Source organism: Caulobacter sp. 05L422 (assembly GCF_056397765.1).
Map to the genome: position 1 here is coordinate 60,794 of NZ_JBFTOB010000021.1, position 24,307 is coordinate 85,100.

General features: G+C 68.2%; 22 protein-coding genes. 8 read left to right on the forward strand and 14 right to left on the reverse strand.

What is annotated here, in order from left to right; translation table 11 throughout:
- Position 1 precedes the first annotated feature (1 nt).
- From AC1DMQ_RS19290 to AC1DMQ_RS19310, 5 genes are all read right to left on the reverse strand, one after another.
- Complete coding sequence (locus AC1DMQ_RS19290; RefSeq protein ID WP_477035171.1) at positions 2 to 643, reverse strand: TetR/AcrR family transcriptional regulator; 642 nt, start codon at positions 641 to 643, stop codon at positions 2 to 4.
- A 51-nt stretch (positions 644 to 694) separates the two neighbouring features.
- The gene (locus AC1DMQ_RS19295; protein WP_477035172.1) at positions 695 to 2,074 is read right to left on the reverse strand and encodes a flavin-containing monooxygenase; all 1,380 of its coding nucleotides are present in this window, start codon (positions 2,072 to 2,074) and stop codon (positions 695 to 697) included.
- A gap of 81 nt (positions 2,075 to 2,155) precedes the next feature.
- A complete protein-coding gene (locus tag AC1DMQ_RS19300; protein WP_477035173.1) occupies positions 2,156 to 2,473 on the reverse strand; it encodes a hypothetical protein in 318 nt (105 codons plus the stop codon).
- 34 nt (positions 2,474 to 2,507) lie between these two features.
- On the reverse strand, positions 2,508 to 3,059 hold the full coding sequence (locus tag AC1DMQ_RS19305; RefSeq protein WP_477035174.1) for a hypothetical protein: 552 nt from the start codon (positions 3,057 to 3,059) through the stop codon (positions 2,508 to 2,510).
- 85 nt (positions 3,060 to 3,144) lie between these two features.
- Positions 3,145 to 4,038, reverse strand: coding sequence for a LysR family transcriptional regulator (locus AC1DMQ_RS19310; protein WP_477035175.1), 894 nt, complete (start codon positions 4,036 to 4,038; stop codon positions 3,145 to 3,147).
- A gap of 104 nt (positions 4,039 to 4,142) precedes the next feature.
- On the opposite strand from AC1DMQ_RS19310, the gene AC1DMQ_RS19315 reads away from it, so the two are divergent.
- Positions 4,143 to 5,147 (forward strand): NAD-dependent epimerase/dehydratase family protein, encoded by a 1,005-nt coding sequence (locus AC1DMQ_RS19315; protein WP_477035176.1) that lies wholly within the window; start codon positions 4,143 to 4,145, stop codon positions 5,145 to 5,147.
- A gap of 134 nt (positions 5,148 to 5,281) precedes the next feature.
- On the opposite strand, the gene AC1DMQ_RS19320 is transcribed toward AC1DMQ_RS19315, so the two are convergent.
- From AC1DMQ_RS19320 to AC1DMQ_RS19335, 4 genes are all read right to left on the reverse strand, one after another.
- Positions 5,282 to 6,037 carry a DUF72 domain-containing protein gene (locus tag AC1DMQ_RS19320; protein WP_477035177.1) on the reverse strand — a complete coding sequence of 252 codons (756 nt, stop codon included), beginning with the start codon at positions 6,035 to 6,037 and terminating at the stop codon, positions 5,282 to 5,284.
- A gap of 67 nt (positions 6,038 to 6,104) precedes the next feature.
- The gene (locus AC1DMQ_RS19325) at positions 6,105 to 6,407 is read right to left on the reverse strand and encodes a hypothetical protein (RefSeq protein WP_477035178.1); all 303 of its coding nucleotides are present in this window, start codon (positions 6,405 to 6,407) and stop codon (positions 6,105 to 6,107) included.
- A gap of 209 nt (positions 6,408 to 6,616) precedes the next feature.
- Positions 6,617 to 8,005 carry an L-serine ammonia-lyase gene (locus AC1DMQ_RS19330; protein WP_477035179.1) on the reverse strand — a complete coding sequence of 463 codons (1,389 nt, stop codon included), beginning with the start codon at positions 8,003 to 8,005 and terminating at the stop codon, positions 6,617 to 6,619.
- A gap of 172 nt (positions 8,006 to 8,177) precedes the next feature.
- Positions 8,178 to 9,848, reverse strand: a complete 1,671-nt coding sequence (locus tag AC1DMQ_RS19335; RefSeq protein WP_477035180.1) for a M28 family metallopeptidase — start codon at positions 9,846 to 9,848, stop codon at positions 8,178 to 8,180.
- A 113-nt stretch (positions 9,849 to 9,961) separates the two neighbouring features.
- Between AC1DMQ_RS19335 and xth the strand changes: the two genes are divergently transcribed.
- The gene (gene xth / locus AC1DMQ_RS19340) at positions 9,962 to 10,753 is read left to right on the forward strand and encodes an exodeoxyribonuclease III (RefSeq protein WP_477035181.1); all 792 of its coding nucleotides are present in this window, start codon (positions 9,962 to 9,964) and stop codon (positions 10,751 to 10,753) included.
- A gap of 45 nt (positions 10,754 to 10,798) precedes the next feature.
- Here the strand turns inward: xth and AC1DMQ_RS19345 are convergent, their stop codons facing one another.
- Entirely contained in the window at positions 10,799 to 11,776 is a 978-nt protein-coding gene (locus AC1DMQ_RS19345) for a threonine ammonia-lyase (protein ID WP_477035182.1), read from the reverse strand.
- A gap of 98 nt (positions 11,777 to 11,874) precedes the next feature.
- Here AC1DMQ_RS19345 and AC1DMQ_RS19350 point away from each other — a divergent pair, with 98 nt between their 5' ends.
- From AC1DMQ_RS19350 to AC1DMQ_RS19370, 5 genes are all read left to right on the forward strand, one after another.
- Complete coding sequence (locus tag AC1DMQ_RS19350; protein ID WP_477035183.1) at positions 11,875 to 12,483, forward strand: acyloxyacyl hydrolase; 609 nt, start codon at positions 11,875 to 11,877, stop codon at positions 12,481 to 12,483.
- 121 nt (positions 12,484 to 12,604) lie between these two features.
- Positions 12,605 to 13,891, forward strand: a complete 1,287-nt coding sequence (locus tag AC1DMQ_RS19355; protein WP_477035184.1) for an adenylosuccinate synthase — start codon at positions 12,605 to 12,607, stop codon at positions 13,889 to 13,891.
- 106 nt (positions 13,892 to 13,997) lie between these two features.
- A complete protein-coding gene (locus AC1DMQ_RS19360) occupies positions 13,998 to 15,125 on the forward strand; it encodes a hypothetical protein (RefSeq protein WP_477035185.1) in 1,128 nt (375 codons plus the stop codon).
- Positions 15,126 to 15,218: 93 nt separating this feature from the next.
- Complete coding sequence (locus tag AC1DMQ_RS19365) at positions 15,219 to 16,016, forward strand: response regulator transcription factor (RefSeq protein ID WP_477035186.1); 798 nt, start codon at positions 15,219 to 15,221, stop codon at positions 16,014 to 16,016.
- Positions 16,017 to 16,114: 98 nt separating this feature from the next.
- Positions 16,115 to 16,858 carry a nuclear transport factor 2 family protein gene (locus AC1DMQ_RS19370; RefSeq protein ID WP_477035187.1) on the forward strand — a complete coding sequence of 248 codons (744 nt, stop codon included), beginning with the start codon at positions 16,115 to 16,117 and terminating at the stop codon, positions 16,856 to 16,858.
- An 85-nt stretch (positions 16,859 to 16,943) separates the two neighbouring features.
- Here the strand turns inward: AC1DMQ_RS19370 and AC1DMQ_RS19375 are convergent, their stop codons facing one another.
- On the reverse strand, positions 16,944 to 19,229 hold the full coding sequence (locus tag AC1DMQ_RS19375; RefSeq protein ID WP_477035188.1) for a TonB-dependent receptor plug domain-containing protein: 2,286 nt from the start codon (positions 19,227 to 19,229) through the stop codon (positions 16,944 to 16,946).
- Positions 19,230 to 19,434: 205 nt separating this feature from the next.
- Here AC1DMQ_RS19375 and AC1DMQ_RS19380 point away from each other — a divergent pair, with 205 nt between their 5' ends.
- A complete protein-coding gene (locus AC1DMQ_RS19380; protein WP_477035189.1) occupies positions 19,435 to 20,439 on the forward strand; it encodes a phytase in 1,005 nt (334 codons plus the stop codon).
- 96 nt (positions 20,440 to 20,535) lie between these two features.
- On the opposite strand, the gene AC1DMQ_RS19385 is transcribed toward AC1DMQ_RS19380, so the two are convergent.
- The 3 genes from AC1DMQ_RS19385 to rpoH form a co-directional block, all read right to left on the reverse strand.
- Positions 20,536 to 22,389, reverse strand: a complete 1,854-nt coding sequence (locus AC1DMQ_RS19385; protein WP_477035190.1) for a glycosyl hydrolase family 28-related protein — start codon at positions 22,387 to 22,389, stop codon at positions 20,536 to 20,538.
- Between the two features lie 76 nt (positions 22,390 to 22,465).
- Positions 22,466 to 23,176: an alpha/beta fold hydrolase gene (locus AC1DMQ_RS19390; protein WP_477035191.1), complete on the reverse strand. Its 711-nt coding sequence runs from the start codon at positions 23,174 to 23,176 to the stop codon at positions 22,466 to 22,468.
- A gap of 57 nt (positions 23,177 to 23,233) precedes the next feature.
- On the reverse strand, positions 23,234 to 24,121 hold the full coding sequence (gene rpoH, locus AC1DMQ_RS19395) for an RNA polymerase sigma factor RpoH (RefSeq protein ID WP_477035192.1): 888 nt from the start codon (positions 24,119 to 24,121) through the stop codon (positions 23,234 to 23,236).
- Positions 24,122 to 24,307: the final 186 nt, after the last annotated feature.

A 24,307-nucleotide genomic window follows, 5' to 3' on the forward strand; every position in this document is an offset into this window, starting at 1 on the left:
GTCAGGGGCGGGGCAGGGCGGGCAGGCCGCCGAGGATCATCCGGACAGCGAAGTCGGTGGCGCCCGCGACGTCGATCGGTCGGCGCTCCAGCATCTTGTCGCCGACCTCGCGCGCCACGGCGATGCAGGCGGCGGCGAAGTAGTCGAGATCGACGGCCGGGGCGTGGTCGTGCTCCAGCACCTTGGCGAAGGCCGCGTGGACCTCGTCGAACACCGCCTGGATCTCGGGCGTGGCCCGGGCGTGGGGAAACACCTCGCCGGCCGGCCGGTTGATCCGCCAGCTCTCGTGCTCGCCCTCGAGGAAGTCGAAATAGGCCCGGATGGCGCCGCGCAGGAAGCTTTCGAAGTCGGTCGCCCGCTCGGACTCGGCCCGCAGGATAGGCCGGAAGCGCCGCGCGCCGTCGTCGGCCAGGGCGTCGAACACCTCTTCCTTGGACTTGTAGTAGTTGTAGAAGGTGCCCGAGGCCAAACCCGTGCGGCGGATGATGTCGCGGACCGTGGCGGCCTCGTAGCCCAGCTCGCCGAACACCGCGCGCGCCGCGTCGAGGATCGACTGGCGGTTGGCGACCTTGGTGCGTTCGCGCTTGCCCGGCTTGTTGTCTTCCAGGACCGGGCGGGCGGGGAAATAGGCGATGTTCGACATCGGACGCGACTCGTGGCGAGGCCCAGATGACGCCCCGTCATGATTTCAGCCTCATTCCGCCGCGAGTGGCAAGGATCGCGACGCGCGCGCCGCCACCGGCAGGGCGCCGCGCGACCCCCGCGCCCGCTTCTCGCCGGCCGCGATCTCTTTCTTCAGATCGGCGCAATAGACGCCGAAATCGACCTGGATGGTGTGGCGGGCCGAGGCGTAATACTGGCCGGTGTGGCGCTCCTCGTCCTTGGCGGTGATCTTCTCCATCTCGGCGACCGGCGGCGGGGCGTAGCGGCCGGTCAGATAGGCGGCGACCAGCTTGGACTGCTGCTCGGCGAAATTGACCAGGGTCGGCAGGGCCTGGGCCAGGCCCATGTAGAAGAGGTCCGGCACGCCGGGTTTCATCATCCGCTTGAACAGCGGCAGCCGGTGGTTTGCGTCGGGGACCAGGGCCGGATCGTCCAGGAACGGGAAACTGATCTTGTAGCCGGTGGCGAAGACGATCACGTCCACGGGCTCGACGCTGTCGTCGGCGAAACGGACGTTCTTCCCCTCCAGCGCCTTGATCGCCGGCTTGAAGGTGATGTCGCCGCAGCCGGCCCTCGTCAGGAACTCGCCGCTGACCGAGGGGTGGGCCTCCAGCGGCTCGTGGTCGGGCTTGGGCAGGCCGTAGTCCTCCATCCGGCCCACGTGCTTGCGGATCAGCGAGCGGACGATCTTCAGGCTCAGCCCGCGCGGCATCCACGGCGGCATGGCCGACTTGTCCGACGGCTTGCCGTTCAGATATTTCGGGAAGACCCAGACCCCGCGCCGGGCCGAGACGATCAGCTTGCCGGCGATCGGGCGCTGGGCCAGCTCGCTGGCGATATCCATGGCCGAATTGCCCATGCCGACCACCACGACGGTCTTGCCGCGCATATCGACCGGGTCGAACGGATCGCTATAGGTGTGGGCGTGGAAGGCGACGCCGTCGAAGGTCCCGGGATACTCCGGAACGCGCGGGTCCCAGTGGTGGCCGTTGGCGACGATCAGCGCGTCGTAGAGCCGGGTCTCGCCGGTCGACAGGGCCACCGACCACAGGCCCTCCTGGGTGCGTTCGGCGCGCAACACCTTGGTGTTGAAGGTGATGGTCTCGCGCAGCCCGAAATGGGCGACGTAGTCCTTGAAGTACGCCAGGACCTGGCTGTGGTGCGGGAAGTCGGGCCAGTCGGGCGGGACCGGGAAGTCCTCGAAAGCCAGCCGCCACTTGGAGGTGTCGATGTGCAGGCTCTCGTAGCAGGCCGACAGGCCGTTGGGGTTGCGGTAGTACCAGTTGCCGCCAATGTCGTCGGAGGCCTCGAAGCAGTCATACGGGACGCCGGCGTCCTTCAGCCGCTTGGCGGTGGTGAAGCCGCTGCAGCCCGCGCCGATGATGCACGCCTTAGGCAATGCTGAGGTCATCGCCTGCTCCCTGACTTATCGTTGTTCAGGTGAGCGTATCAGCGTTATGCGAGCCGTCAAACTGCCGTTGGGTCAGCGCGGTCAGCCGCCGAGCGGGCGCGGTGAATAGGTGGCCGTGCAGCGTGTCTTGCACTGGGCCCACTGAGTCGGGCAGCCGTCGTCGTCGCCGTTGGCCCGGCAGAAGAAGTAGGTGCGGTTGCAGGACGACCGGCACTGGTCCGGATCGCGCCCCTGGGACGCGCCGGTCAGCGGGATCAGCGGCGGCGGCAGGGCGGGGCTGTCGCTCTGGATCGAGGCGCTGCTGGACCCGGACGACAGGCGCGCCGGCTTGGCCGTCTGGGCGACGGCCGAGCCGGTCAGGGCGGCGAGGATCAGCAGGCAGGCAAGAGCGCGGCGCATGGGCTTGGTCTAGCCGCTCGCCGTTGAGGTTTGGTTAACCACGTTTCCCGGCCGAGGGGCACGCCACGCGCGCCGTCTCGTAGTGGGCGAAGACCTGTTCCTTGTCGCCCTCGCGGGCTGTGATCCGCCAGTCCAGCCGGTCGCCCTTCAAGGTCCAGCGGTTAAGGAAGCTGGAGGGCGGATAGGGATAGGCGATCTCGAAGCCGTCCTCGCGGACCGCGCCCGCGCCCGCGCCGGTGGCCGTGTAGTCGCCGCCGAAGCTGTCGGCCCAGTAGCCCGTCAGCGTCGCCGGAAAGGCCCCCTTGGGCGCGCGGGCCCCGATCATCAGGTGGGTGGCGTAGCGGTCGGCGGGATCGGCCGTGGCATGGCTTTCCGCCTCGATCAGGAACATCGCGTCCAGGGCGATCGGCCTGGCCGTCAGGGTGATCGCCACCGGCTTGCCCATCACCTCGCCCGTCCCTTGCCAGCAGCCGGCGAGGGCCGTCACCTGGGCGGGGAGCTGGGGCGGCGGCGCGTCCTGGGCCGAGGCCGAGGCCGACCCGGCCGTCAGCGACAGCGCCAGTGCAATCGCGCTCGAAGCTTTCATCATCAGATTTCCCCCGGTTCCGGCGGGCTAAGCGCCCTGATTCTGCGATCGAATTCCAGACCCGTTGGCATGCGGCCGTCCCTAGTCACGGCTGCGACGTCGCCAGGAACGCCGCCAGACCTTCGACCAGATGGTCGAACATCGCGCGCATCCGCAGGGTGGCGCGCAGGTCCTCGTGCATGACCAGCCAGACGGGCAGGTCGAACCCGATCTGGCCGGGGCAGACGGGGATCAGGTCGGGATCGCGGCGGGCCACCCCGTGCTGGATGAAGCCGATCCCGAAGCCCGCCCGCACGGCGGCCAACTGGGCCAGGTCGCTGTCGGCCCGGAACGCGAAGCCTCCCGGCGGCAGCGGGACGCGCTGGACCAGGCCGCGCAGGAACGGGGTGCCCTTGTCGAAGCCGACCAGCGCGTGGTCGCTCAGCCTGTCCAGGGTGGCGGGCGCGCCTTCGGCTTCGACATAGCGGCGGTGGGCGTAGAGACCCAGGTGGGTGTCGGGCAGGCGGCGGGCGACCAGGGCGTCCTGGGTGGGGCGGACCATGCGCACGGCGATGTCGGCCGCGCCGCGCAGCAGGTCCTGCTGCTGGTTGTCCAGCGACAGCTCGACGGCCACGCCGGGATGCAGCGGGCGGAAGTCGGCCAGGATGCAGGGCAGCACCTCGGCGCCGATGATCTCGCTGGCGGTCAGGCGGACCACGCCGCGTGCGGTGTCGCCGGCTCCGGACGCCGCGCGGACCAGAGCGCTGGCGGCGCCGGCCATGGCCTGGGCGTGGGGCCGCAGGTCGAGCGCGGCGTCGGTGGGCTTCAGACCCTGGGGCGAGCGGGTGAACAGGGCCACGCCCAGGGCGCGCTCCAGTTCGGCGACCTGACGGCCGAGGGTCGGCTGGGTCAGGCCCAGCGCCCGGGCGGCGGCCGACAGGCTGCCCTCGGTCATCACCGCCAGGAAGGCGCGGTACAGGCTCCAGTCTGGATCGCTCATGCATTTATGCATGGCAGATCAAGACGGTTCGTCAATTCTCGTTTGGCCCGTCGTGAACGATCTTCCTGTCATCAACCCCGCCTCGCGGACCGACGGAGATCGACATGACCACGACTGAACGACGCATAGCCCTGGTGATCGGCGCGACCGGCGGCATCGGCGGCGAAGCCGCCTCGGCCTTGGTCCGCCACGGCTGGACCGTCCGGGCCCTGACCCGCCGCGCCCAGCCGGCCCGCGCCGGGATCGAGTGGATCGAGGGCGACGCCATGGTCACCGCCGACGTGGCCCGCGCGGCCAAGGGCGTCCAGCTGATCGTTCACGCCGCCAATCCGCCCGGCTATCGGAACTGGGGCAAGCTGGTGCTGCCGATGATCGACAACACCATCGCGGCCGCCAAGGCGGAGGGCGCGCGGATCCTGCTGCCGGGCACGGTCTACAACTTCGGCCTGGAGGCCTTCCCGCTGATCGACGAAACCGCGCCCCAGGCCCCGACCACCCGCAAGGGCAAGATCCGGGTCGAGATGGAGCGGCGGCTGAAGGCGGCTTCGGCCCAGGGGGCGTCGGTGCTGATCGTCCGGGCCGGCGACTTCTTCGGGCCCCACGCCGGCAACAACTGGTTCGGCCAGATGGTGATCAAGCCGGGCACGCCGGTGAAGTCGGTGACCGAACCCTCGGCCAAGGGCCTGGCCCATGCCTGGGCCTATCTGCCGGATCTGGCCGAGACCATGGCCCGGCTGCTGGACCGCGCCGATCGCCTGGCGGCTTTCGAGGTCTTCCATTTCGGCGGCCACCTGCTGGCATGGGGCGAGATGGCGGCCTCGGTACGGCGCGTGACCGGCCAGCCGAAGCTGCCGGTGATGGGGTTCCCCTGGTGGCTGGTCGTGGGGCTGTCGCCGGTCGTGCCGCTGTTCCGCGAGATGGCCGAGATGCGCTACCTGTGGCGCGAGCCGCTGGCCCTGGACGACCGCAAGCTCCGTGCGTTCCTGGGGGATGTGCCGCACACGCCGCTGGACTCAGCGATCACGTCCAGCCTGCGGGCGCTGGGGTGCCTTGATCACCCTCTCCCAGCGGGAGAGGGCGGGGCCCGCCTCGTAGCGGTGGGAAGGTGAGAGGTTACACCTTCACAGATTGGTCCCGAGCGCTCTGCCGGCACGCCGGCTGATGTTTTACCCCCTCACCCTCCCAAGCTTCGCTTGGGCCCCTCCCTCTCCCCATGGGAGAGGGTTTTGGAGGGGGGAGAAAGTCAGGCTTTCAGCTTCTCGATCAGGGCCATTGCCGCGGCGGGGTTCCTCACCTTCGCCCCGGCGATGAAGTAGGCGAAGACGTCGCCGCGCTTGGCCCAGGCCTGGGCCTGCTTGGCGATGCCGTCCAGTTCGTCCGAGGTCATGCCGGTCGGCTCGTCGGGTTTACTCGACATCAGGCGGGCATAGGTGAAGTCGGCGGTCGGCGCGTCGATGCAGGGCCAGGTCGGCTCCTCGTCGTCGACGGCGTAGACGATCGCCGCGCCGTACTTGGCGGCCAGGTCGTAGAATTCCTGGGTAGCGAAGGTCGGGCTGCGGACCTCAAGCGCGTGGCGCGCCGGCCGGCCGCCGATCTCCTTGGGCAGCAGCTTCAGGAAGCCCTCGAAGTCGACCGGGTCGAACTTCTTGGTCGCCATGAACTGCCAGTTGATGGGACCCAGCTTAGGGCCGAGCTCCTCCAGCCCCTGGGTCAGGAATTTCTGCATGGAGTCATTGTTCTCGGAGAGCACCCGGCGGTTGGTGCAGAACCGGCTGGCCTTGACCGCGAACACGAAGTCGTCGGGCGTCTCGTCGCGCCACTTCTGCCAGCTATTGGGCTTGAAGGTGGAATAGTAGGTGCCGTTGATTTCGATGCTGGTCAGCTTGGACGAGGCGTATTTCAGTTCGTCCTTCTGCTTCAGGTCGTCGGGATAGAAAGGACCGCCCCGCCAGGGCTCGAAGGTCCAGCCGCCAATGCCGCAGCGAATTGTTCCGGTCATCGGGCGTTCCCTTCCTGTTCTCGCGGCGCACCCTAGCAGCGGCCGCGAAAACCGGAAGCGGAAAAAGCTAGCGGCGGACCTGCAACTCCTGGACCTCGGCGCGGCCGCTGCGCTTGTCGAACACGCAGGTGGCCTTGCCGCGCGCGCCCTTCATGTGGCGCGGCTTGTAGACGCCTTCGAGGCTGGAGACGGTCACCGACTGGAAGGTGTCGCCATAGGCGGTGACGCGGACGTTGCGCAGCTCCTGGGCCGCGGCGATGCAGGCCTTGTCGGAGCGGACGCGCAGGTCGTTCCAGGATCCGGGCGTCGAGGCCTGGGCGGAGCCGGCGGCGAGGGTCAGCAGGGCGGCGGCGGTGAGGGCGATACGCATGGGAACTCCGACGTGGGGAATGGTGAGGCTTAACGTGCAAGGGCGACAGCCGGTTCACAGTCCCTCCCCCTGTGGGGGAGGCGATCGCGCAGCGATCGGTGGGGGGAGTTCTAGGATTGTCGATCCTGCCGGTGGTCGAGGGCGCAATATCCCCCCACCGGCCTTCGGCCGCCTCCCCCACAGGGGGAGGGACTGCGGCGGTCAGGCCCTCAGCACTCCACCCGATTAACGGAAAGCCCCACCGCCAATCCCCCCAGCGACGTCTCCTTATAGATCTCGTTCATGTCCTCGCCGGTGCGCTTCATGGTGGCGATCACCTTGTCCAGCGACACCGAGTGCTGGCCGTCGCCCAGCAGGGCCAGCCTCGCCGCGTCGATGGCCTTGATGGCGCCCATGGCGTTGCGCTCGATGCAGGGGATCTGGACCAGGCCGCCGATCGGGTCGCAGGTCAGGCCCAGATTGTGCTCCATGCCGATCTCGGCGGCGTTCTCGATCTGGTCGTTGGTCGCGCCGAGCGCCGCCGCCAGGCCCGCCGCCGCCATCGAGCACGCCACGCCGACCTCGCCCTGGCAGCCGACCTCGGCCCCGCTGATCGAGGCGTTGCGCTTGTAGAGCGCGCCGATGGCCGCCGCCGTCAGCAGGAACACCCGCACCCCCTGCGGCGTGCCGTTGTGGAAGCGGTGGTAGAAGCGCAGCACCGCCGGGATCAGGCCCGCCGCGCCGTTGGTCGGGGCGGTGACCACCCGGCCGCCGGCCGCGTTCTCCTCGTTGACCGCCATGGCCCACAGGTTGACGAAGTCCATGGCCGCCAGCGGGTCGCTGATCTGGCGCTCCATGCGGCCCTGGATGGTCTGGTGGATCTGGCGGGCCCGGCGCTTGACGTCCAGGCCGCCGGGCAGGACGCCCGTCTCGCGTATGCCGCGCTCGATGCAGGCCTCCATGGCCTCGAAGATGCGGTCCAGGCCCGCGTCCAGCTCGGCCTGGTCCATCCGCGCCAGCTCGTTGGCGCCCATCACCCCGGCGATCGATAGGCCCGCGTCTGCGGCCCGCTGCAGCAGGTCGGCGCCGCTTTCGAACGGGTGCGGGAGTTCGGGGCCTTCGTCGGGCGGGGTGTTGCGGCCCATCTCGCTCTCGTCGCGCACGAAGCCGCCGCCGATCGAGAAATAGGTGCGCTCGGCCAGCACCTGTCCGGCCTTGTCGTGGGCGGTGAAGGTCAGTCCGTTGGGATGCTGGGGCAGGCGCTCATGGCCGGCCCAGACGATGTCGCGTTCGGCGTCGAACCTGATCCCAACCTCGCCGCCCAGCTGGATCCACTGGCTGGCGGCGGCCTCGACCAGGGCCGCCTCGCCGGCGTCGGGGTCCAGCGTCGCGGGCACGAAGCCCATCAGGCCCAGGATCACGGCGCGGTCGGTGGCGTGGCCGCGGCCGGTCAGGGCCAGGGAGGCATAGAGCCGCGTCTCGACCCGGGCGACGGACGCCAGCTTGCCGGCGTCGCGCAGCCGGCTGACGAACAGGCCGGCGGCCGTCATCGGCCCCATGGTGTGGCTGCTCGACGGGCCGACGCCCAGCTTGAACAGATCGAAGACGGAGGCTGTCATTCAGATACCTCGCTCAACCCGATGAGGGCGGAGCGCCAATTCAGATACGCAAAAACCTGTCATCCCGGACGAGCGCGTAGCGCGAAGATCCGGGACCGCCGCCTGAGCGCCGCGCTTCCGGCGGTCCCGGATCGGCGCTTCGCTTGTCGGGGATGACAGGATAAAAATAGACCTACTTCCGGTCCGCTTTCGTCGTGTCGCGCAGCGCCTTGAACTCGGACCCCGCCTGCCATTCCGGCCAGGTCTTCGAATTGGCGAGGTCGGCGCCGATCTCGTAGAACAGGCCGATGTCCTGGGCCTGGCCGCTCAGGTCCCAGTCGGCGCTCCATTCGTCGGCGGGCTGGTGGTAGCGGTTGGCGGTGTAGTCCTCTTCCGCCTTCTGGCCCGCTTCCTTGCCGCCCTTGACCAGGTCCTCGCCCGAGCCGACCGAGATGGCCGGCACGCCGCGCTTGGCGAACGGGAAGTGGTCCGAGCGGTAGAAGTGGCCGGCCTGGGGCGAGGGGTCTGGCGTGAAATAGCGGCCATGGGCCTTGGCCTTGGCGACCAGCAGGTCCTGCAGGTCGACCTTGCCGTCGCCGGAGGTGGTGACGTCCTTGGACGGGCCGGCCGCCGACAGGGCGTCGATGTTCAGGTCGCTCACGGTCTTGGACAGCGGGAACAGCGGGTTCGACGCGTAGTATTCCGAACCCAGCAGACCGCGCTCCTCGGCGGTGACGGCGAGGAACAGGATCGAGCGCTGCGGGGCCGGCTGGCTCTTGAAGGCGCGGGCCAGCTCCAGGATGGCGGCGATGCCGTCGGCGTTGTCGATGGCGCCGTTGTAGATCTTGTCGCCCTTGGCGTCCGGCTGGCCGACGCCCAGGTGGTCCCAGTGGGCGCTGTAGATCACGGTCTCGTCCGGACGGGCCGAGCCCTTGATGCGGCCGGCTATGTTCTTGGACACGATCACCGAATGGTCGACGGCGTAGCTGGCCGAGAAGGTCGAGCCCTTCAATTCCACCGGCTTGAAGTCGCGGCTCTGGGCCTGCTTCTTCAGAGCGTCGAAGTCGAGGCCAGCCGACTTGAACAGCTCGACCGCCACGTCGCGCTGGATCCAGGATTCCAGGGCCGGGTGGCTCTTGGCCGGCTCCTTGCGGACGATGTCGAACATCGTGTTGGTGTTGGAGTTCTTGACCGTGGCCCAGCCGTACGAGGCCGGGGCGGTCTCGTGGACGATCAGCACCCCGGCCGCGCCCTGGCGGGCGGCTTCCTCGAACTTGTAGGTCCAGCGACCGTAATAGGTCATGGCCTTGCCGCCGAAGTCGCCCCCATCTTTCGTATTAGGCCCCGTCTCGAAGTCGGGATCGTTGATCAGCACGACCAGGACCTTGCCCTTCAGGTCCAGGCCCTTGAAGTCGTCCCAAGTGCGCTCGGGCGCCTTGACGCCATAGCCGACGAACACGATCGGGGCGTCCTTGATGGCGACGCTGTCGACATTGGTCATGGCCGCGCGCACGGCGATCTGCTCGCCCTGGGCCAGGGGGACGGCCTTGCCGCCGACGGTGAACTGGGCCGCGACCGGGCCCTTGATGTCGAACTTGCCCAGCGGCACGTCCTGGGTCCAGGCGCGGGTTCCGTCCTTCTGGACATCGCCGGCGGGCTCGAGGCCGATCGTCTTCATCTGGCCGACGATGTAGTCGACCGACTTGGTCTCGCCGGCCGTCGCGGGGCCGCGGCCCTCGAATTCATCCGACGACAGCACCTTGATGTGGGCCGACAGCTTGGCGGGGTCGATCTTTGGCGTGTCGGCCGCGTGAGCCAGCATAGGAGCGGCGATCAGGGCGGTCGCGAGCAGCAGGCGTTTCATCGGGCCTCTCTTTTGGAGCAGATCTTGGTCGTTGGCGCGGACCCTAGCCGTAGGCGCCGCGCGCGTCATCCTCCGACTTCGCCTGAAAATGTCGTCTGGGACCGTCCCGCGCCGTGCCGCGTTTGGACCCCGTGAAGATCGCCACCTTCAACATCAACAATGTCGTCAAGCGGCTCGACAACCTGATCGCCTGGCTGGCCGAGGCCGAGCCCGACGTGGTGTGTCTGCAGGAGCTGAAGGCCGAACAGGGCTGGTTTCCCGCCGAGCCGCTGGCCCAGATGGGCTACCACGCGGTCTGGAAGGGCCAGCGCAGCTGGAACGGCGTGGCGATCCTGGCGCGCGGCGTGGAGCCGGTCGTCACCCGCACGACCTTGCCGGGCGACCGCGAGGACGGTCAGGCCCGGTACATCGAGGCGGCGGTCAACGGGGTGCTGGTGGCCTCGCTCTACCTGCCCAACGGCAATCCTCGGCCCGGTCCGAAGTTCGACTACAAGCTGGCCTGGTTCGCGCGGCTGGTCGCCCACGCCGCCGACCTGCGCGCGTCGGGCGCGCCGGTGGTGCTGGCCGGCGACTACAACGTCGTGCCGACCGAGGCCGACATCTACCAGCCGCACAGCTGGAAGGACGACGCCCTGCTGCAACCGGAGGTCCGCGCCGCCTATCGCGCCCTGCTCGACCAGGGCTGGACCGACGCCCTGCGCGCGGTTCATCCCGAAGGGCCGCTGTGGACCTTCTGGGCCTATCTGCGAAACCGCTGGCCGGCCGACAAGGGCCTGCGCCTCGACCATCTGCTGCTGACGCCGGACCTGGCGGAACGGCTGGTCGACGCCGGCATCGACCGCTGGCCGCGTGGGGAGGAGGGCGCGAGCGACCACGCGCCGGTGTGGATAGAGCTGCAGGACTGACGGGGCCGCCGATGGGGACACGCGACGAGCGCATGTCCCTGGCCATCAAATCTCGCCGTTCAGAATCCGCGCATAGAGCGCCGGGTCGACGTTGCCGCCCGAGCAGACGATCGCCGCCGTCTGGCCCTTCAGGTCGATCTTGCCGGTCAGGGCCGCCGTCAGGGCGACGCAGCCGCCGGGTTCGACGACCAGCTTCAGCACCGAGAAGGCGTAGCGCATGGCCTCGGCCACTTCGGCGTCGGTGACCGCCACGATGCCGCTGAGGGTCTTGCTGTTGATCGCCCAGGTCAGCTCGCCGGGGATCGGGGTCAGCAGGGCGTCGCAGAACGAGCGGGCGTCCGGGTCGATGGTCTCGCGTTGTCCGGACTCCAGCGAACGCCGGGTCTCGTCGAAGCCGGCCGGCTCGGCGCCCCAGACCTCGGTCGAGGGCGACAGCGCCTTGACCGCCGTCGACACGCCGCCGATCAGCCCGCCGCCGCCGACCGGGCTGAGCACCTTGTCCAGCTGTACGCCCAGCGCCCGGGCCTGCTCGACGATCTCCAGTCCGGCCGTGCCCTGGCCGGCGATGATGTGCGGGTCGTCGTAGGACGGGACGACCACGCAGCCGCGCTGGTCGGCGATCTCCTTGGCGATGGCGACGCGGTCCTCGGTGAACCGGTCGTAGAATCGGATCTCGGCCCCGAAGCCGCGCGTGCCCGCGACCTTCACCGCCGGGGAGTCGGACGGCATGACGATCAGGGCCGGACAGCCCAGAAGTTGGGCCGCCAGGGCCACGCCCTGGGCGTGGTTGCCCGACGAGAAGGCCACGACCCCGCGCTTGCGCTCGTCCTCGGTCAATTGGGACAGGCGGTTGTAGGCGCCGCGGAACTTGAAGGCCCCGGCCCGCTGCAGGGTCTCGGGCTTGATCAGCACCCGGCCGCCCAGGCGCGCGTTCAGCGCCGGGCTCTCGATCAGCGGGGTGCGGACCGCCTGACCTTCGAGGCGGGCGGCGGCGGCTTGGATGTCGGATAGGGCAATGCTCATGCAGGAACATCTAGTGTCCTCCAAGCGTCGCCGAAACCCTTTGCGAGCTGCGCCGTTCAGGGGATAAGAGGACACACGATTTCGCTGGGGAGCCTTCCGTGAAGAAAGCCTTGTTCGCCGCCGCGGCCTGCGCCGCCGTGGCCGTCGCCGCGCCCGCTTTCGCCGGCGAAGCCTTTGTCGGCGTCTACAAGCACGACGTGACCTTCCTGGGCGAGGCCGTCGGCCTGGGCGCCGCGGGCCGCGAGGACGGCGTGGACGTCCATCTGGGCTACCGCACCAACAGGATCGAAAGCCTGCGCTGGCTGGGCAAGCCCCAGGTCCACGCCATGGTCTCGATCAACAGCGAGAACACCTCCAACTTCGTGGCCGCCGGCTTCGACTGGCGGATCGAGCTGGGCAAGCCGGGCGGCTTCTATCTGCGCCCGGGCATGGGCCTGGCCTATACGGACGGCGAGGCCGGCCTGCCGCCCGTCAACGCCCCGGGCCTGACCCCCGAGGAGATCCAGCGGCGACTGGTGCTCTACAACACCCGCATCGACTTCGGTTCGCAGGTGCTGTTCGAGCCGGAACTGGCTCTGGGCTACGACATCAACGACAGCTGGTCGACCGAGCTCAGCTACACCCACCTGTCGAACGGCCAGATCTTCCACCAAGGCAAGAACCAGGGGCTTGACGACGTCGGGGTCCGGCTGGTCTACAAGTTCTGAACCGGGCGGCCCCCTTTCGAAGGCGGGCCGTCACGCCGATCACAAGAGATGAAACGTCCGCCGCCGAGTCCTGTCGAAGGGCCGCGGGCGCCTTTCGGCAGGTGATAAGGCATATCTGAACATGGCCAATGTGACCGTTGTCGGCGCCCAATGGGGCGACGAGGGCAAGGGCAAGATCGTCGACTGGCTGTCCAACCGGGCCGATGTCGTCGTTCGTTTCCAGGGCGGCCACAACGCCGGCCACACCCTGGTGGTCGACGGCAAGGTCTACAAGCTGGCCCTGCTGCCGTCGGGCGTGGTGCAGGGCAAGCTCTCGGTCATCGGCAACGGCGTGGTGGTCGATCCCTGGCACCTGCTGGGCGAGATCGCCAAGATCGCCGAGCAGGGTGTGATCATCGGCCCGGACCTGCTGGTGCTGGCCGACAATGCCTGCCTGATCCTTCCGCTGCACAAGGACCTGGACCAGGCCCGCGAGGCCGCCTCCACCCAGAAGATCGGCACCACCGGCCGCGGCATCGGCCCGGCCTACGAGGACAAGGTCGGCCGTCGCGCCATCCGCGTCGCCGACCTGGCCGATCCCGAAGCCCTGAAGCCCAAGATCGCGCGCCTGCTCAGCCACCACGGCGCCCTGCGCCGGGGCCTGGGCCTGCCCGAGGCCGACGGCGAGGCGCTGTTCGACCAGCTGATGGAGATCGCGCCGAAGATCCTGGCCTACGCCCAGCCGGCCTGGCGCCTGCTGGATCAGGCCCACAAGGCCGGCAAGCGCATCCTGTTCGAAGGGGCCCAGGGCGCGCTGCTGGACGTCGACCACGGCACCTATCCGTTCGTCACCTCGTCCAACACCGTCGCCGGCCAGGCCGCCGCCGGTTCGGGCATGGGTCCCAAGGGGCCGGGCTACGTGCTGGGCATCGTCAAGGCCTACACCACCCGCGTGGGTGAAGGCCCGTTCGCCTGCGAGCTGGACGACGAGGTCGCCAAGCACCTGTCGACCGTCGGCCGCGAGGTGGGCGTCAACACCGGCCGGGCGCGTCGCTGCGGCTGGTTCGACGCGGTGCTGGTGCGCCAGTCGGTGGCCATCAACGGCATCGACGGCATCGCCCTGACCAAGCTGGACGTGCTGGACGGCCTGAAGACCCTGAAGATCTGCGTGGGCTACAGGATCGGCGACCGCGAGGTCGACTATCTGCCGGCCGGCATGCGCGATCAGGCCGCGGCCGTGCCGATCTACGAGGAAATGGAAGGCTGGAGCGAAAGCACCGCCGGCGCCCGCTCGTTCAAGGACCTCAACGCCAACGCTATCAAGTATGTGCGCCGCGTCGAGGAACTGATCGGCGCCCCGGTGGCCCTGCTGTCGACCAGTCCCGAGCGCGACGACACCATCCTGATGCGCGATCCGTTCCAGGGCTGATCGGTCGGGTTTTCGACGGCCGATTAGCGATTGCTTAGCAGGCCTGGGCCTATGACGGCGGCTTCTCCAGGGAGGTTCGCCGTCGTTGGCCGCTGCGCGTCGTTTAATGAAGTCCGCGAACAAGGCGGATCGGCTGACGCGCAGCCTGCGGGCGCTTGACCGCGAGGCTTCGACCAGCCGCGTGCTCAACCTGCTGGCCATCGAGACCCGCAGCGGCCACCGGCCTGAACACGCCGAAGCGCCGCTGTTCCGCAACCGCATCCTCAACTCGGCCTTGCTGGTGAAGCACCGCCTGCGGGCCGACGACATCTTCCTTTTCGACGAGGTGCGCCCGAGCGCCACCAAGGTCATCATCCCGTTCGAGCGCAGCGATCTTGGCCTTGGCGGCCAGTCGTTCTTCGTGGGACAGCGCGGCTGGGTCGACCTGCTGCGCGAGGCCTGCAACGAACACACCGACATGGCGCGCGACATCGCGACGCTGAAGCTCATCGACCAGCTTCCGTCCCTGGACCCCTTCCTGCTGCGCGAGCATCTGCGCCGCCACGGCATGTCGGTGGCGCCCAGCTACTTTTCGCTGTCGGGCGCGGACATGGAGCAGATGCAGAGCTTCGTGTCGGTCCAGATCTCGCACCTGATCGACCTGGCCTATCGCGACGCCAACCGGACCGCGCCGGGCGCCCACGCCGCCCGCCTGGTCGAGGCCCTGCTGTCGACCGACGTCGACGAGCGGCTGGAGCCGCTGCGCAAGACGCTGATCATGGACGGCGAGAGCTTCAAGGAAGGCGTCTTCAGCTGGAAGGGCTTCCTCTACTACAAATGGACCCTGACCCGGCTGTGGTCGGAGCTGGAGACCGTGGGCGACGAGATCGCCCGGCTGACGGTCACCGGCGGCAATCGCGACGCCGACACCCAGCGCTATCTAGACGAAACCCGCAAACGCGTGCGGCAGGGCCTGCTGGTCGAGCGCAAGGCGATCATGCGGTCGCTGGACGTCTATGACCGCGCCTTCGACGGCCTGATCGACCACGGCAGGCCCCAGGGATTCCGCGAATTCCTGCTGCGCGCGCCCGAGATGTTCCTGTCGCTGGGCGAGAGGGTCGGGGTGCTGGCCCACATCGCCACCTTCTGGCGCTATCGGTTCCCGCTGGGCACGCCGCTGATGGCCGATCTGGACGACGCGGTCGACATCCTGGCGGATTTCGACTCCGGCCTGAGCAGCAGCCTGGCCATCTGACGGACGTTCCGTCGCGATCCGTCGCCATCAAGTGGATTTTTACCATCGCCCGCCTATTGTGCGGGCGAAAGACTTTTGGAGCTTCCGAGGCCCGTGTTCGACGGCAACATCCGCACCTTGCAGCGTATCGCGGCGAAGATGCAGCGCGTGCTGATCGTCGACCCGAACACGGCCGCCGTGCGCCTGCTGGCCGACCAGCTGCGTCACGTGGGCCACATCCAGATCTTCAACGCCGCGAGCATCGAGGCCGGCTGGGGCATGGCCCGCACGGTCGACCCGATGCTGGTCTTCGTCGAGCACGCCTCCAGCGGCTGCGATGGTCTGGCCCTGGCCAAGAAGATCCGCCGCAGCGACCTGGCCTGCCGCGAGAACCCGATCATCATGTGCACCGCCGAGGCGACGGCCGAAGCAATCTTCGGCGCGCGCGACGCGGGCATCCACGAGTTCATGCGCAAGCCGTTCACGATCAAGGATCTGGAGCGCCGGCTCGAGGCGGTGACGCTGAAGCCCCGCGACTGGGTCGAGGCCGTGCAATATGTCGGGCCCGACCGCCGCCGCTTCAATTCGGCCGAGTATACGGGACCGCGCAAGCGCAAGGCCGACGCCAGCGGCACGCCGGCGGCGCGTCTGTCGCAGGCCCTGCGCATCGTCAAATCGGCCGCCCAGGCGCTGGATAGCGATCCGGCCCAGGCCCGGCGCGCCCTGGCCGCCCAGGCCGTCGAACTCAAGAAGGTCGGGGAAGCGGTCAAGGACACCCGCCTGATCGAGGCCGCCGTCGCCCTGGAGGCCTGCACGGCCGGCGGCATGGCGCGCACCGAACTGGTCAAGCGCATGGACGCCCTGTTGGGCTTCATGGTCGAGGACGACAACGGCGGCCGCGGCGCGGCCTAGATCGTTTCGTCTCGCGAAACGGCGGCGACGAAACTTACGAATTCTCGAAAGAGCCGGGCCGCCGGATGATCGCGCTCCATTCGATTGGAGATGCGCCCATGATGGCCCTGGCCGTAAGTCTCGTCCTCGCCAACGCAACCCCGCAAATGGCGATCGCCGCCTATGGGCGCGCGATGGAAACCAACAACGTCGCCGAAATGAGCGCCGCCTTCCAGCCCAGCGCCATCATGTATTGCACCGGCCCCGAGGGCGTGCGCGCCACCTATCAATCCCAGTGGAAGGCCCGGCTGCGCGCGGCGCCGCTGCCCGAGGCGCCTGTGTCGACCACGATCGAATGGCTGGACGCCGATCAGACCACGGCCGTGGCCCGGGCGGCGGCGGTGCGGGGAACCCGAACCTTCACCGATTATCTTCTTCTCGCCCGCCTGGGCGGTGACTGGAAGATCGTCGGCAAGCTGTGCCAGGCTGGCGCGGCGGCCGATCCGGTCGCCGAAGCCGCGATCGGGGCCGTGATCGACGCCAAGCTGGCCTCGGACCGTCATTGGGATCCCGATCTTCTGCTCAAGTCGATCGACCCGCGCGCCTTGGTCATGACTGTGGAGGATGGCCAACTGGTCGCCGCCAGCGTCGCCGAGTGGCAGGCGCGCTACGCCGAGCGTCGCGTCGCCTCGCCCGACAATCCGGTGGTGGAGATCGATCGCAAGGTCGATGCCCGCGGTTCGATCGGCGTCGCCCGCTGGTCGTTCCGCACCCCCGCCGGCAGGACCTGGACCGATCGCGCCCTGGTCCTCAAGACCGACCAAGGCTGGAGAATGATGGCTCTGCTGTTCGTCGGCGACTAGTCGTGATTGACGCTTTGGCGATCTGACAAAAAAGGGCGGCGTTCTCGCGAACGCCGCCCTTCTTCGTCTCGGATGGCGTCCCGGCCTAGAAGGCCAGGCGGGCGATCAGCTGGAACACCGGACCGGCGTTCTCGCGCTCGATTTCGTACTCGTCGAAGCTCCGGTCGTTCTGGTCTTCGATGGTGGTGAACTTGTTGAAGGTTTCCTTCTTCTCGGCGTCCAGCAGATTGGAGCCGGTCAGGCGGATCGTCAGGTCCTTGCCGATCCGCTTTTCGAGGAAGATCTCCAGGTCGCCGTCATAAGTGGTGGTGACTTCCTCGCCCACGACGCGGCTGTAGGCCTCGCCCTGCTTGCGATAGGTCACGCCGAACGCCGCGCCCCAGGTCGGCACGTCCTGGATGAAGCCGATATTGAACACGTAGTCCGACTGGCTGTTGAACTTGCGCGATCCGAACTCGTCGTTCACATCGCTGTCCAGCCAGGAGTAGTTCAGGAACACGCCGGTGTTCTCCAGGCCGATCACCGTCAGCGGCGTCGACAGGTCGAACTCGATGCCCCAGACCTTGCCGTCGCCGGTGTTGCGGGCCGAGTAGACGAAGGTGCCGGGACCCTCGTCGCCTTCCGCGCCGGTGTTGCTCAGCTCGATCAGGTCCTTGACCTTGCGGTAGAAGACGTTGACCCCGGCCACGCCCTGCTTGCCCATCCGGTGCTCGTAGCCGACGTCCAGGCCCCAGGCGCTTTCCGGCTTCAGTTCCGGATTGCCGATGAAGTCGTTGTCGCCCAGCTCGGCGGTCAGCAGGGCCGGCGACAGGTAGTCGAAGCTGGGACGGCGGATGGTGCGCGCGCCCGACACGTAGACCTGATCCTCGGTGGTGAGGTTGTAGCGCACCGAGGCCGACGGCAGCAGGAAGTTGTAGTCGACGTCTGTGGTCGAGGGGACCGTGCGGTCCTGCAGGGTGACGTCGGTGGTCTCGTAGCGCAGGCCGGCTTCCCACTTCAGCGCGCCCGACTTGCCGTCCAGCATCACGTAGGGGTCCAGGCGGGTCTGTTCGAACGCCGCGTCGCCGCCGTCGATCACCGCATAGGGGCCGAAGGGCGGCGGGTTGGCGGCGGGCAGGTTGTAGCGATTGCGCGGAACCTCGGTGACCAGCAGGTCGCGCTGCTTCTTCTCATACTGCAGGCCGAACTGCAGCTGCACGCCTTCGCTCAGGTCGCGCTTGTGCTCGAGCTTGGCCGAGAATTCGGTGTCTTCCAGGTCGGTCTTGGACTTGTCGCGGGTGATGCGGTCGCCGTCCGGATAGGGCGTGGCGTCGCGCAGGTACTCGGTCTCGTCCTCGAACTCGGCTTCCTTGTCCTTGAACGAGGCGTAGCCCAGCTTCACGCTGGTTTTGCCGCCGAACATGTCGTGGCTGTACTTGCCGTTGAGCGAGTAGCTGTCCTGCTCGATGTCGACGTCGTTGTCGTTCAGCGTCGACAGGTTGGCGTTGTTTCGGATGTCCTTGTTGTACTCGATCGAGTCTTCGTTCTGGTAGCGGTCGGTGTGGACGTAGAAGCCGCTCAGGTCGAGGTCGCCGCCGGCCAGCGGGGTCTGGTAGCTGGCGTTGAACGAGTAGTCGGTGCCGTTGCGCACGTCCGTCTGGACTTCGCTGTTGTTGATCGGCGCGCCCGGCTCGTCATAGCGCAGGCTGGTCTTGTTCTTGGGGTTGCGGCGGCCCTGGATGTTGGCGCCGACAAGCAGGCGGCCGGGGCCGACCTGGCCGCCCCACACGCCGCCGACGGTCTCGCGGATGCGCTTGTCGTCGAACATCAGCGCGCCGACGCGCATGAAGCCGCCGTCCAGCGAATAGGAGTCGCGCAGCACGATGTTCAGCGCGCCGGCCACGGCGTCGCCGCTACGGTTGGCCGAGGCGCTGCGGACGATCTCGATCCGGTCGATCAGTTCGGCCGGGATGCGGTCCACGAAGAAGGCTGAGTCGGCGCCCGAACCGAACGCGCCCGAACCGGAGCCGGCGCCGGGCACCTTCTCGCCGTTGATCAGGATCTGGGTGTAGGCGGGGTCGAGGCCGCGCAGGCGGACGCCGTCCGATTCCAGCACGTCCGACAGGAAGGCGACGCTGGGCACGCGCTTGAGGGCGTCGCCGGCGGTCAGGGGTTCGAAGCGCTGGAAGTAATCCAGGCCGTAGTCGAGGACCGGGGCGGCCTGGTCGGTGCGGTTGCGATAGGCGATCTGGGCCTGAACGACCAGTTCGGAGGCGGTGGCCGGCGCTTCGGCGGCCGTGGCGATCGGCGCGTCGGCGTCGGCGGCGTGAGCCGCGGCGGCCAGGGCCAGGGGCGCGAACGCGGCCAAGGCGAACAGCATGGTCTTCTTCATTGTGAGTACCCCCATCGTCGGCGCGGCCGTTGACGCGGCCGTTCGCACGTGATTTCACGCGGCGGGGCATAAATTCGCCGTCATCTTGGGGCCAGTGATGTTTACTCGACAGTTTTGTTTCAATTTTGCGACAGCGCTGGGAATTTCTCTCCTTCTTGCCGGCTGCAAGCCCGCGGATCCCGAGGCGAAGTCGGACTCGGCCAAGATGCTGGTGGGGGTGGGAACGCCCGTTCCGGCGGCAGGCGAGACCCAATCGGTCGCCACCCAGCGCGCCGACGCGGCCGACGATCCCGAGATATGGGTCGATCCGCGCGATCCGTCCCGCGGGGTGATCTTCGGAACCGACAAGCAGGCTGGTCTGTACACGTACGATCTCAAGGGCGCCGTCACTGGCTTCATTCCCGACGGCAAGCTCAACAATGTCGATCTTCGTGGCGGATTGGCCACGGCGAAGGGCGAACGGGTGCTGGTCGCGGCCAGCGATCGCGGACGAATCGGCGCGGCGCTCTACCTGATGGATCCGGCCACCCTGAAGGTCGAACCCTGGGGCCTGGCGCCGCTCGACCTGGCCGAGCCCTACGGCCTGTGCATGGGCCGGCGGGGCGACGCCTTCATCGTCATCGTCAACGGCACCGACGGCCAGGTGCGCCAGCTGCGCATCGCCGTGGGGGCCGACGGCAAGCCCGTGGCGACCGAGGAGCAGCGCTTCGCGGTCGGCAGCCAGACCGAGGGCTGCGTCGTCGATGACGCCAGGGGCGTGCTCTACATCGGCGAGGAGGCCAAGGGGATCTGGCGCTACGATCTGAATCCGGCCAAGGGCGCCGCGCGCACCCTGGTGGCCGGCGCGCCTTCGGACATGCTGAAGCCCGACGTCGAGGGGCTGACCCTGCTGCGCGAGGGCCAGAAGACCTGGCTGATCGCCTCCAGCCAGGGCGACAGCGCCTTCGCGCTGTGGCGGGTCGACGGCGCGCAGCCGACCTATGCCGGGCGCTTCTCGGTGGTCGCCGCCAAGGGCGTCGACGGGGTGACCGGCACCGACGGCGTCGCGGCGCTGGGCGGCGTGGTCGGGCCCTATGCCGAGGGGCTGGTGGTCATGCAGGACGATGTCGACGTCGAGGGCGAGACGCCGTCCACGGACCGCCAGCGGCAGAACTTCAAACTGGTCGACTGGCGGACGGTGAAGGCGGCGCTGAAGCTGGACGGCCGCTAGCGCGCCAGCCAGCGGCGCAGGGCGTTCGCCAGAAACTGCTCAGCCAATTTGTACAGGTTGTCGCCCCGCCGTCTCGACGGGGCGTTTCCTTGGGGGTCAGGCCAATTCGAAGCTGCCGCTGATCAGGAGATTCGTCCCGGCCGTGCCGATATAGGCGCCAGCGTAGTCGCGTACGACCACAGCCGCGCCGACCACCAGGACCGACAGAGCCTTCGCCGTTGCGCCATCGACGCCCGCGAGAGGGCGCCAAGAGGTGGAGGGGCTCACCGGTAGGGAAATCACGAGATAGCCGCTGGCGCTCCCGGCGCCCGTGATCGCGACGGATAGCGAGACAAAGCAGGTCTTTCCCTCGACGCGCATCTGACCCGCGGCCGTGTAGCCGCCAAGGGAGCCGAAGGCCGCACTGACCGTGGGCGAGAAGGTCGATGGGATGATCGCCCCCGCGAGATCGCCGGCGGGCGCGGTGTTCGGGCCGGACGCCGTGGTGACGGAAACATTGGAGGGATTGCCCGCCAATGTGTAGCGCACCCCGACCCTGTCGGTGGTCGAGCCGGCGCCGTCCAGGCCGCCGCCGAGGACGCCAGTGACGCTCACGGTCCTGCATCCCGGGCCGATGCTGATGGCCGCGTCCAGCGGCGGCGTGGAGTTGTAGAAGCCGCGGAGGTTCCAGGCTCGGGCGTTGATATCGACGTTCACGTTGCGCGCGGCTTCCAGGCAGGCCACGTCGCCGATGAAGGCGCGGTACTGCCCTCGTAGGTCCAGACCGGTGACCGAGACGTCGCCCGACGCCGCGCCCTCGTAGATGTCGCCAGCCGCGTCAGATACGCCGCGGTAGCCGTTGCCCTGGAAATTGTGCTCGTGCGGCGCCCAGGTGATCTGGGCGCAGGACGCTCCGCCGCTGCGGTCGATCAGCAGGCCCGCGCGGTGATTGGCGTCGATGAAGGCGTCGCGAAGGGAGAAGGCCGAGAGGATGACGCCCGGCGTGGCGAGCAGGCGGACAGCCGCCCAGCCAAAAGCGCCCATATAGCCGCCGTACCAGCGCACGCCCTCGCTGCATTGGATGTCGAGGCCGTACAGCGCGCCGATGTTATCGATGACATCGGTGGTGACGTGACCGCCCGGCCAGGTGATCGGCCGCTTGGGGGAGGTCACTCCGCCGATGCGGCATGCGTAGAATTCCCAGTCCGTCGGGATCGGTCGTAGCTCGCCGGGGGGAGCGGGGCCAGGAAGCAGCGAGATGGCCGATCGACCAATCTGGAAGCTCGGATCACTCCAATCCCAAACGTCGGTGAGGCATTCCACGCCAATGAACGTGTTACGCAGCCCGCCCGTGCAGTAGAACTGGTGAACGAGGCCGCTCACCAGCAGGTCGCTGAAGTTCGAATGACCCACCAGCGGCAGGACGAAATGGGAGCCCCTGGTGATCGGGTTCTGGTAGGCGCCCGGCGTGTTCGGGACTTCCCAACCCGCGCCGTGGTCGTGATAGAGCGCGAAGCCGTGCGCCCCGCCGCCGTTGTACCCGCTAGCATACTCGAAGGTGTTGCCGTAGTCCGCCGTGCGCTTGAGAAATGTATTGATCGAGCCCATGCCGGCCAGAACCACGCCATGGGGCACGGTGATCGTCGACGACAGCCGGCTGAAGCCCGCCGGCATTTGGACGATTCTCGTGCTGCTCGCAGCCGCGTGATTGATCGCCGCCTGGATGGCCGTGGTGTTGTCGCGGTCGTCGAAAACCGCGCCGAAGTCGCGGACGTCGACTGCGGCCATGAGCGCGCGATCCTTCGGCGAGAAACTGGTCGTGGCGCCCGTGGCCACGAAACCGAGCCCGGCCGCGCGCGCCGCAACGGCGTCGACCGTGGTGCGCACGTCCGTGCTGGCTTGGGAGACAGGCAGTGGCTCGGCGCCGGTCAGGCCGGCAGCGGCTGGAAGGACCGCGATATCGTTGGACAAGCGGCTGCTCCTTGGCGCACCGGGGACTCAACTATTTGCTGCATTGGTTCCCATGCAAGTCAAGATTGTTTCGGAATCAGCGCCCTTCTCGTACTAGCCAGCGGCGCAGGGCGGCGTTGACCGCGTCCGGCGCTTCCATCGGCGTCATGTGGCCGGCGTTTGGGATGATCACCATGTGCGAGCAGCCGATCGCGTGGGCCATCTCGTGCTGGCCGGCCAGCGGGGTGATGGCGTCGTGCTCGCCGCAGATGATGACCACCGGGCAGCGCAGGGCCCGCAGGGCGGCCGCGCCGTCCTCGCGGGCCAGGCCGTTCTGGCGCAGGAACACCTCGCGGCCCAGCCGCTGGGTCATGGCCTGGATGCGGCCGGTCAGGTCCTTGTCGGAAAGGCGCGTCGGGTCGACATAGCTGGCCATCAGCCGGTCGGCGACGCCCAGGAAGGCCCCCTCGCCGCTGGCCGCGGCGTTGACCGCGCGGCGCTGGGCGGCCCGTTCGGGGGTGTCGGCGCGGATGGCGGTGTCGATCAGGGCCAGGCGCTCGATGCGTTCGGGCGCGATCCGGGCGATCTCCTGGGCCACGTAGCCGCCCATCGAGAACCCGGCCAGGGCGAAGGTCGGCTCGGCGTCGGCCAGCACCTGCTCGGCCAGCTCGCGCAGGCTTTCGCCCCGCGTCAGGTCGGCGACCTGGCAGCGGACGACGTCGGCCAGGCCGCTGACCTGGTCGCGCCACAGCTCGGCGTCGTTCAGCAGGCCGGGCAGCAGGATCAGTTGGGGAAGAGCAGCGGTCATGAAAAACGCCCCGGACCTTGCGATCCGGGGCGCTCCGTTCTTCAGGTCAGAGCCTTCTTAGGCTTCGACCATGTTCTTGGCGATGGCGGCTTCGCGCATCGACTTCTGCAGCTTCTCGAACGCCCGGACCTCGATCTGGCGGACCCGCTCGCGGCTGACGCCGTACTGCGAGGCCAGGTCTTCCAGGGTGGTCGGGTCGTCCTTCAGGCGCCGCTCGGTGAGGATGTGGCGCTCACGATCGGTCAGTTCGACCATGGCCTCCTCGAGCAGGCTCATCCGCATGGACTTTTCCTGGCTCTCGGCGACGACGGTCTCCTGCGAAACCTGATCGTCGTCGGCCAGCCAGTCCTGCCACTCGCTCTCGCCGTCGGCGCGCAGCGGCGCGTTCAGCGAGGCGTCGGGACCGCCCAGACGGCGGTTCATCGAGATGACCTCGCTGTCCAGCACGCCCAGCTTGGTGGCGATGGCGCTGACCTGGTCGGGACGCAGATCGCCGTCCTGGAAGGCCTCGATCTGGCTCTTGGCCTTGCGCAGGTTGAAGAACAGCTTCTTCTGCGCGGCGGTCGTGCCCATCTTCACCAGCGACCACGAGCGCAGGATGTATTCCTGGATCGAGGCGCGGATCCACCACATGGCGTAGGTGGCCAGGCGGAAGCCCTTGTCGGGCTCGAACTTCTTGACGGCCTGCATCAGACCGACATTGCCCTCGGAGATCACCTCGCCGATCGGCAGGCCGTAGCCGCGATAGCCCATGGCGATCTTGGCGACGAGACGCAGGTGGCTGGTGACCATCTTGTGGGCGGCTTCGCTGTCCTGATGCTCTTTCCAGCGTTGGGCGAGCATGAACTCCTCGTCCTTGGCCAGCATCGGGAACTTGCGGATCTCGGTGAGGTAACGCGACAGGCCGCCGTCCGGCGACATCACCGATAGTGAATTCACGGCCATGGAAAACTATCCCCTTGGTGTGGACCCGCCCGTCAACCGCGCGCCACCATCCCCACCGGAATGGGTCAGATAGGAAGGCGTTGCGGCTAAGGTAAGGTCGATAACGTATTTGTAATGTCCGACACCCGGACTCGGGTATTGGCCCTTCGAAAGTGAGAATGAACGTTCATTCTCACTTTTTCAAGC

Excerpts from the sequence above, each read along its gene's own strand:
- AC1DMQ_RS19290 (WP_477035171.1), bottom strand. The coding sequence starts at position 643 with ATGTCGAACATCGCCTATTTCCCCGCCCGCCCGGTCCTGGAAGACAAC.
- AC1DMQ_RS19295 (WP_477035172.1), bottom strand. The coding sequence starts at position 2,074 with ATGACCTCAGCATTGCCTAAGGCGTGCATCATCGGCGCGGGCTGCAGC.
- AC1DMQ_RS19300 (WP_477035173.1), bottom strand. The coding sequence starts at position 2,473 with ATGCGCCGCGCTCTTGCCTGCCTGCTGATCCTCGCCGCCCTGACCGGC.
- AC1DMQ_RS19305 (WP_477035174.1), bottom strand. The coding sequence starts at position 3,059 with ATGAAAGCTTCGAGCGCGATTGCACTGGCGCTGTCGCTGACGGCCGGG.
- AC1DMQ_RS19310 (WP_477035175.1), bottom strand. The coding sequence starts at position 4,038 with ATGAGCGATCCAGACTGGAGCCTGTACCGCGCCTTCCTGGCGGTGATG.
- AC1DMQ_RS19315 (WP_477035176.1), top strand. The coding sequence starts at position 4,143 with ATGACCACGACTGAACGACGCATAGCCCTGGTGATCGGCGCGACCGGC.
- AC1DMQ_RS19320 (WP_477035177.1), bottom strand. The coding sequence starts at position 6,037 with ATGACCGGAACAATTCGCTGCGGCATTGGCGGCTGGACCTTCGAGCCC.
- AC1DMQ_RS19325 (WP_477035178.1), bottom strand. The coding sequence starts at position 6,407 with ATGCGTATCGCCCTCACCGCCGCCGCCCTGCTGACCCTCGCCGCCGGC.
- AC1DMQ_RS19330 (WP_477035179.1), bottom strand. The coding sequence starts at position 8,005 with ATGACAGCCTCCGTCTTCGATCTGTTCAAGCTGGGCGTCGGCCCGTCG.
- AC1DMQ_RS19335 (WP_477035180.1), bottom strand. The coding sequence starts at position 9,848 with ATGAAACGCCTGCTGCTCGCGACCGCCCTGATCGCCGCTCCTATGCTG.
- AC1DMQ_RS19345 (WP_477035182.1), bottom strand. The coding sequence starts at position 11,776 with ATGAGCATTGCCCTATCCGACATCCAAGCCGCCGCCGCCCGCCTCGAA.
- AC1DMQ_RS19355 (WP_477035184.1), top strand. The coding sequence starts at position 12,605 with ATGGCCAATGTGACCGTTGTCGGCGCCCAATGGGGCGACGAGGGCAAG.
- AC1DMQ_RS19360 (WP_477035185.1), top strand. The coding sequence starts at position 13,998 with ATGAAGTCCGCGAACAAGGCGGATCGGCTGACGCGCAGCCTGCGGGCG.
- AC1DMQ_RS19370 (WP_477035187.1), top strand. The coding sequence starts at position 16,115 with ATGATGGCCCTGGCCGTAAGTCTCGTCCTCGCCAACGCAACCCCGCAA.
- AC1DMQ_RS19375 (WP_477035188.1), bottom strand. The coding sequence starts at position 19,229 with ATGAAGAAGACCATGCTGTTCGCCTTGGCCGCGTTCGCGCCCCTGGCC.
- AC1DMQ_RS19380 (WP_477035189.1), top strand. The coding sequence starts at position 19,435 with ATGCTGGTGGGGGTGGGAACGCCCGTTCCGGCGGCAGGCGAGACCCAA.
- AC1DMQ_RS19390 (WP_477035191.1), bottom strand. The coding sequence starts at position 23,176 with ATGACCGCTGCTCTTCCCCAACTGATCCTGCTGCCCGGCCTGCTGAAC.
- rpoH (WP_477035192.1), bottom strand. The coding sequence starts at position 24,121 with ATGGCCGTGAATTCACTATCGGTGATGTCGCCGGACGGCGGCCTGTCG.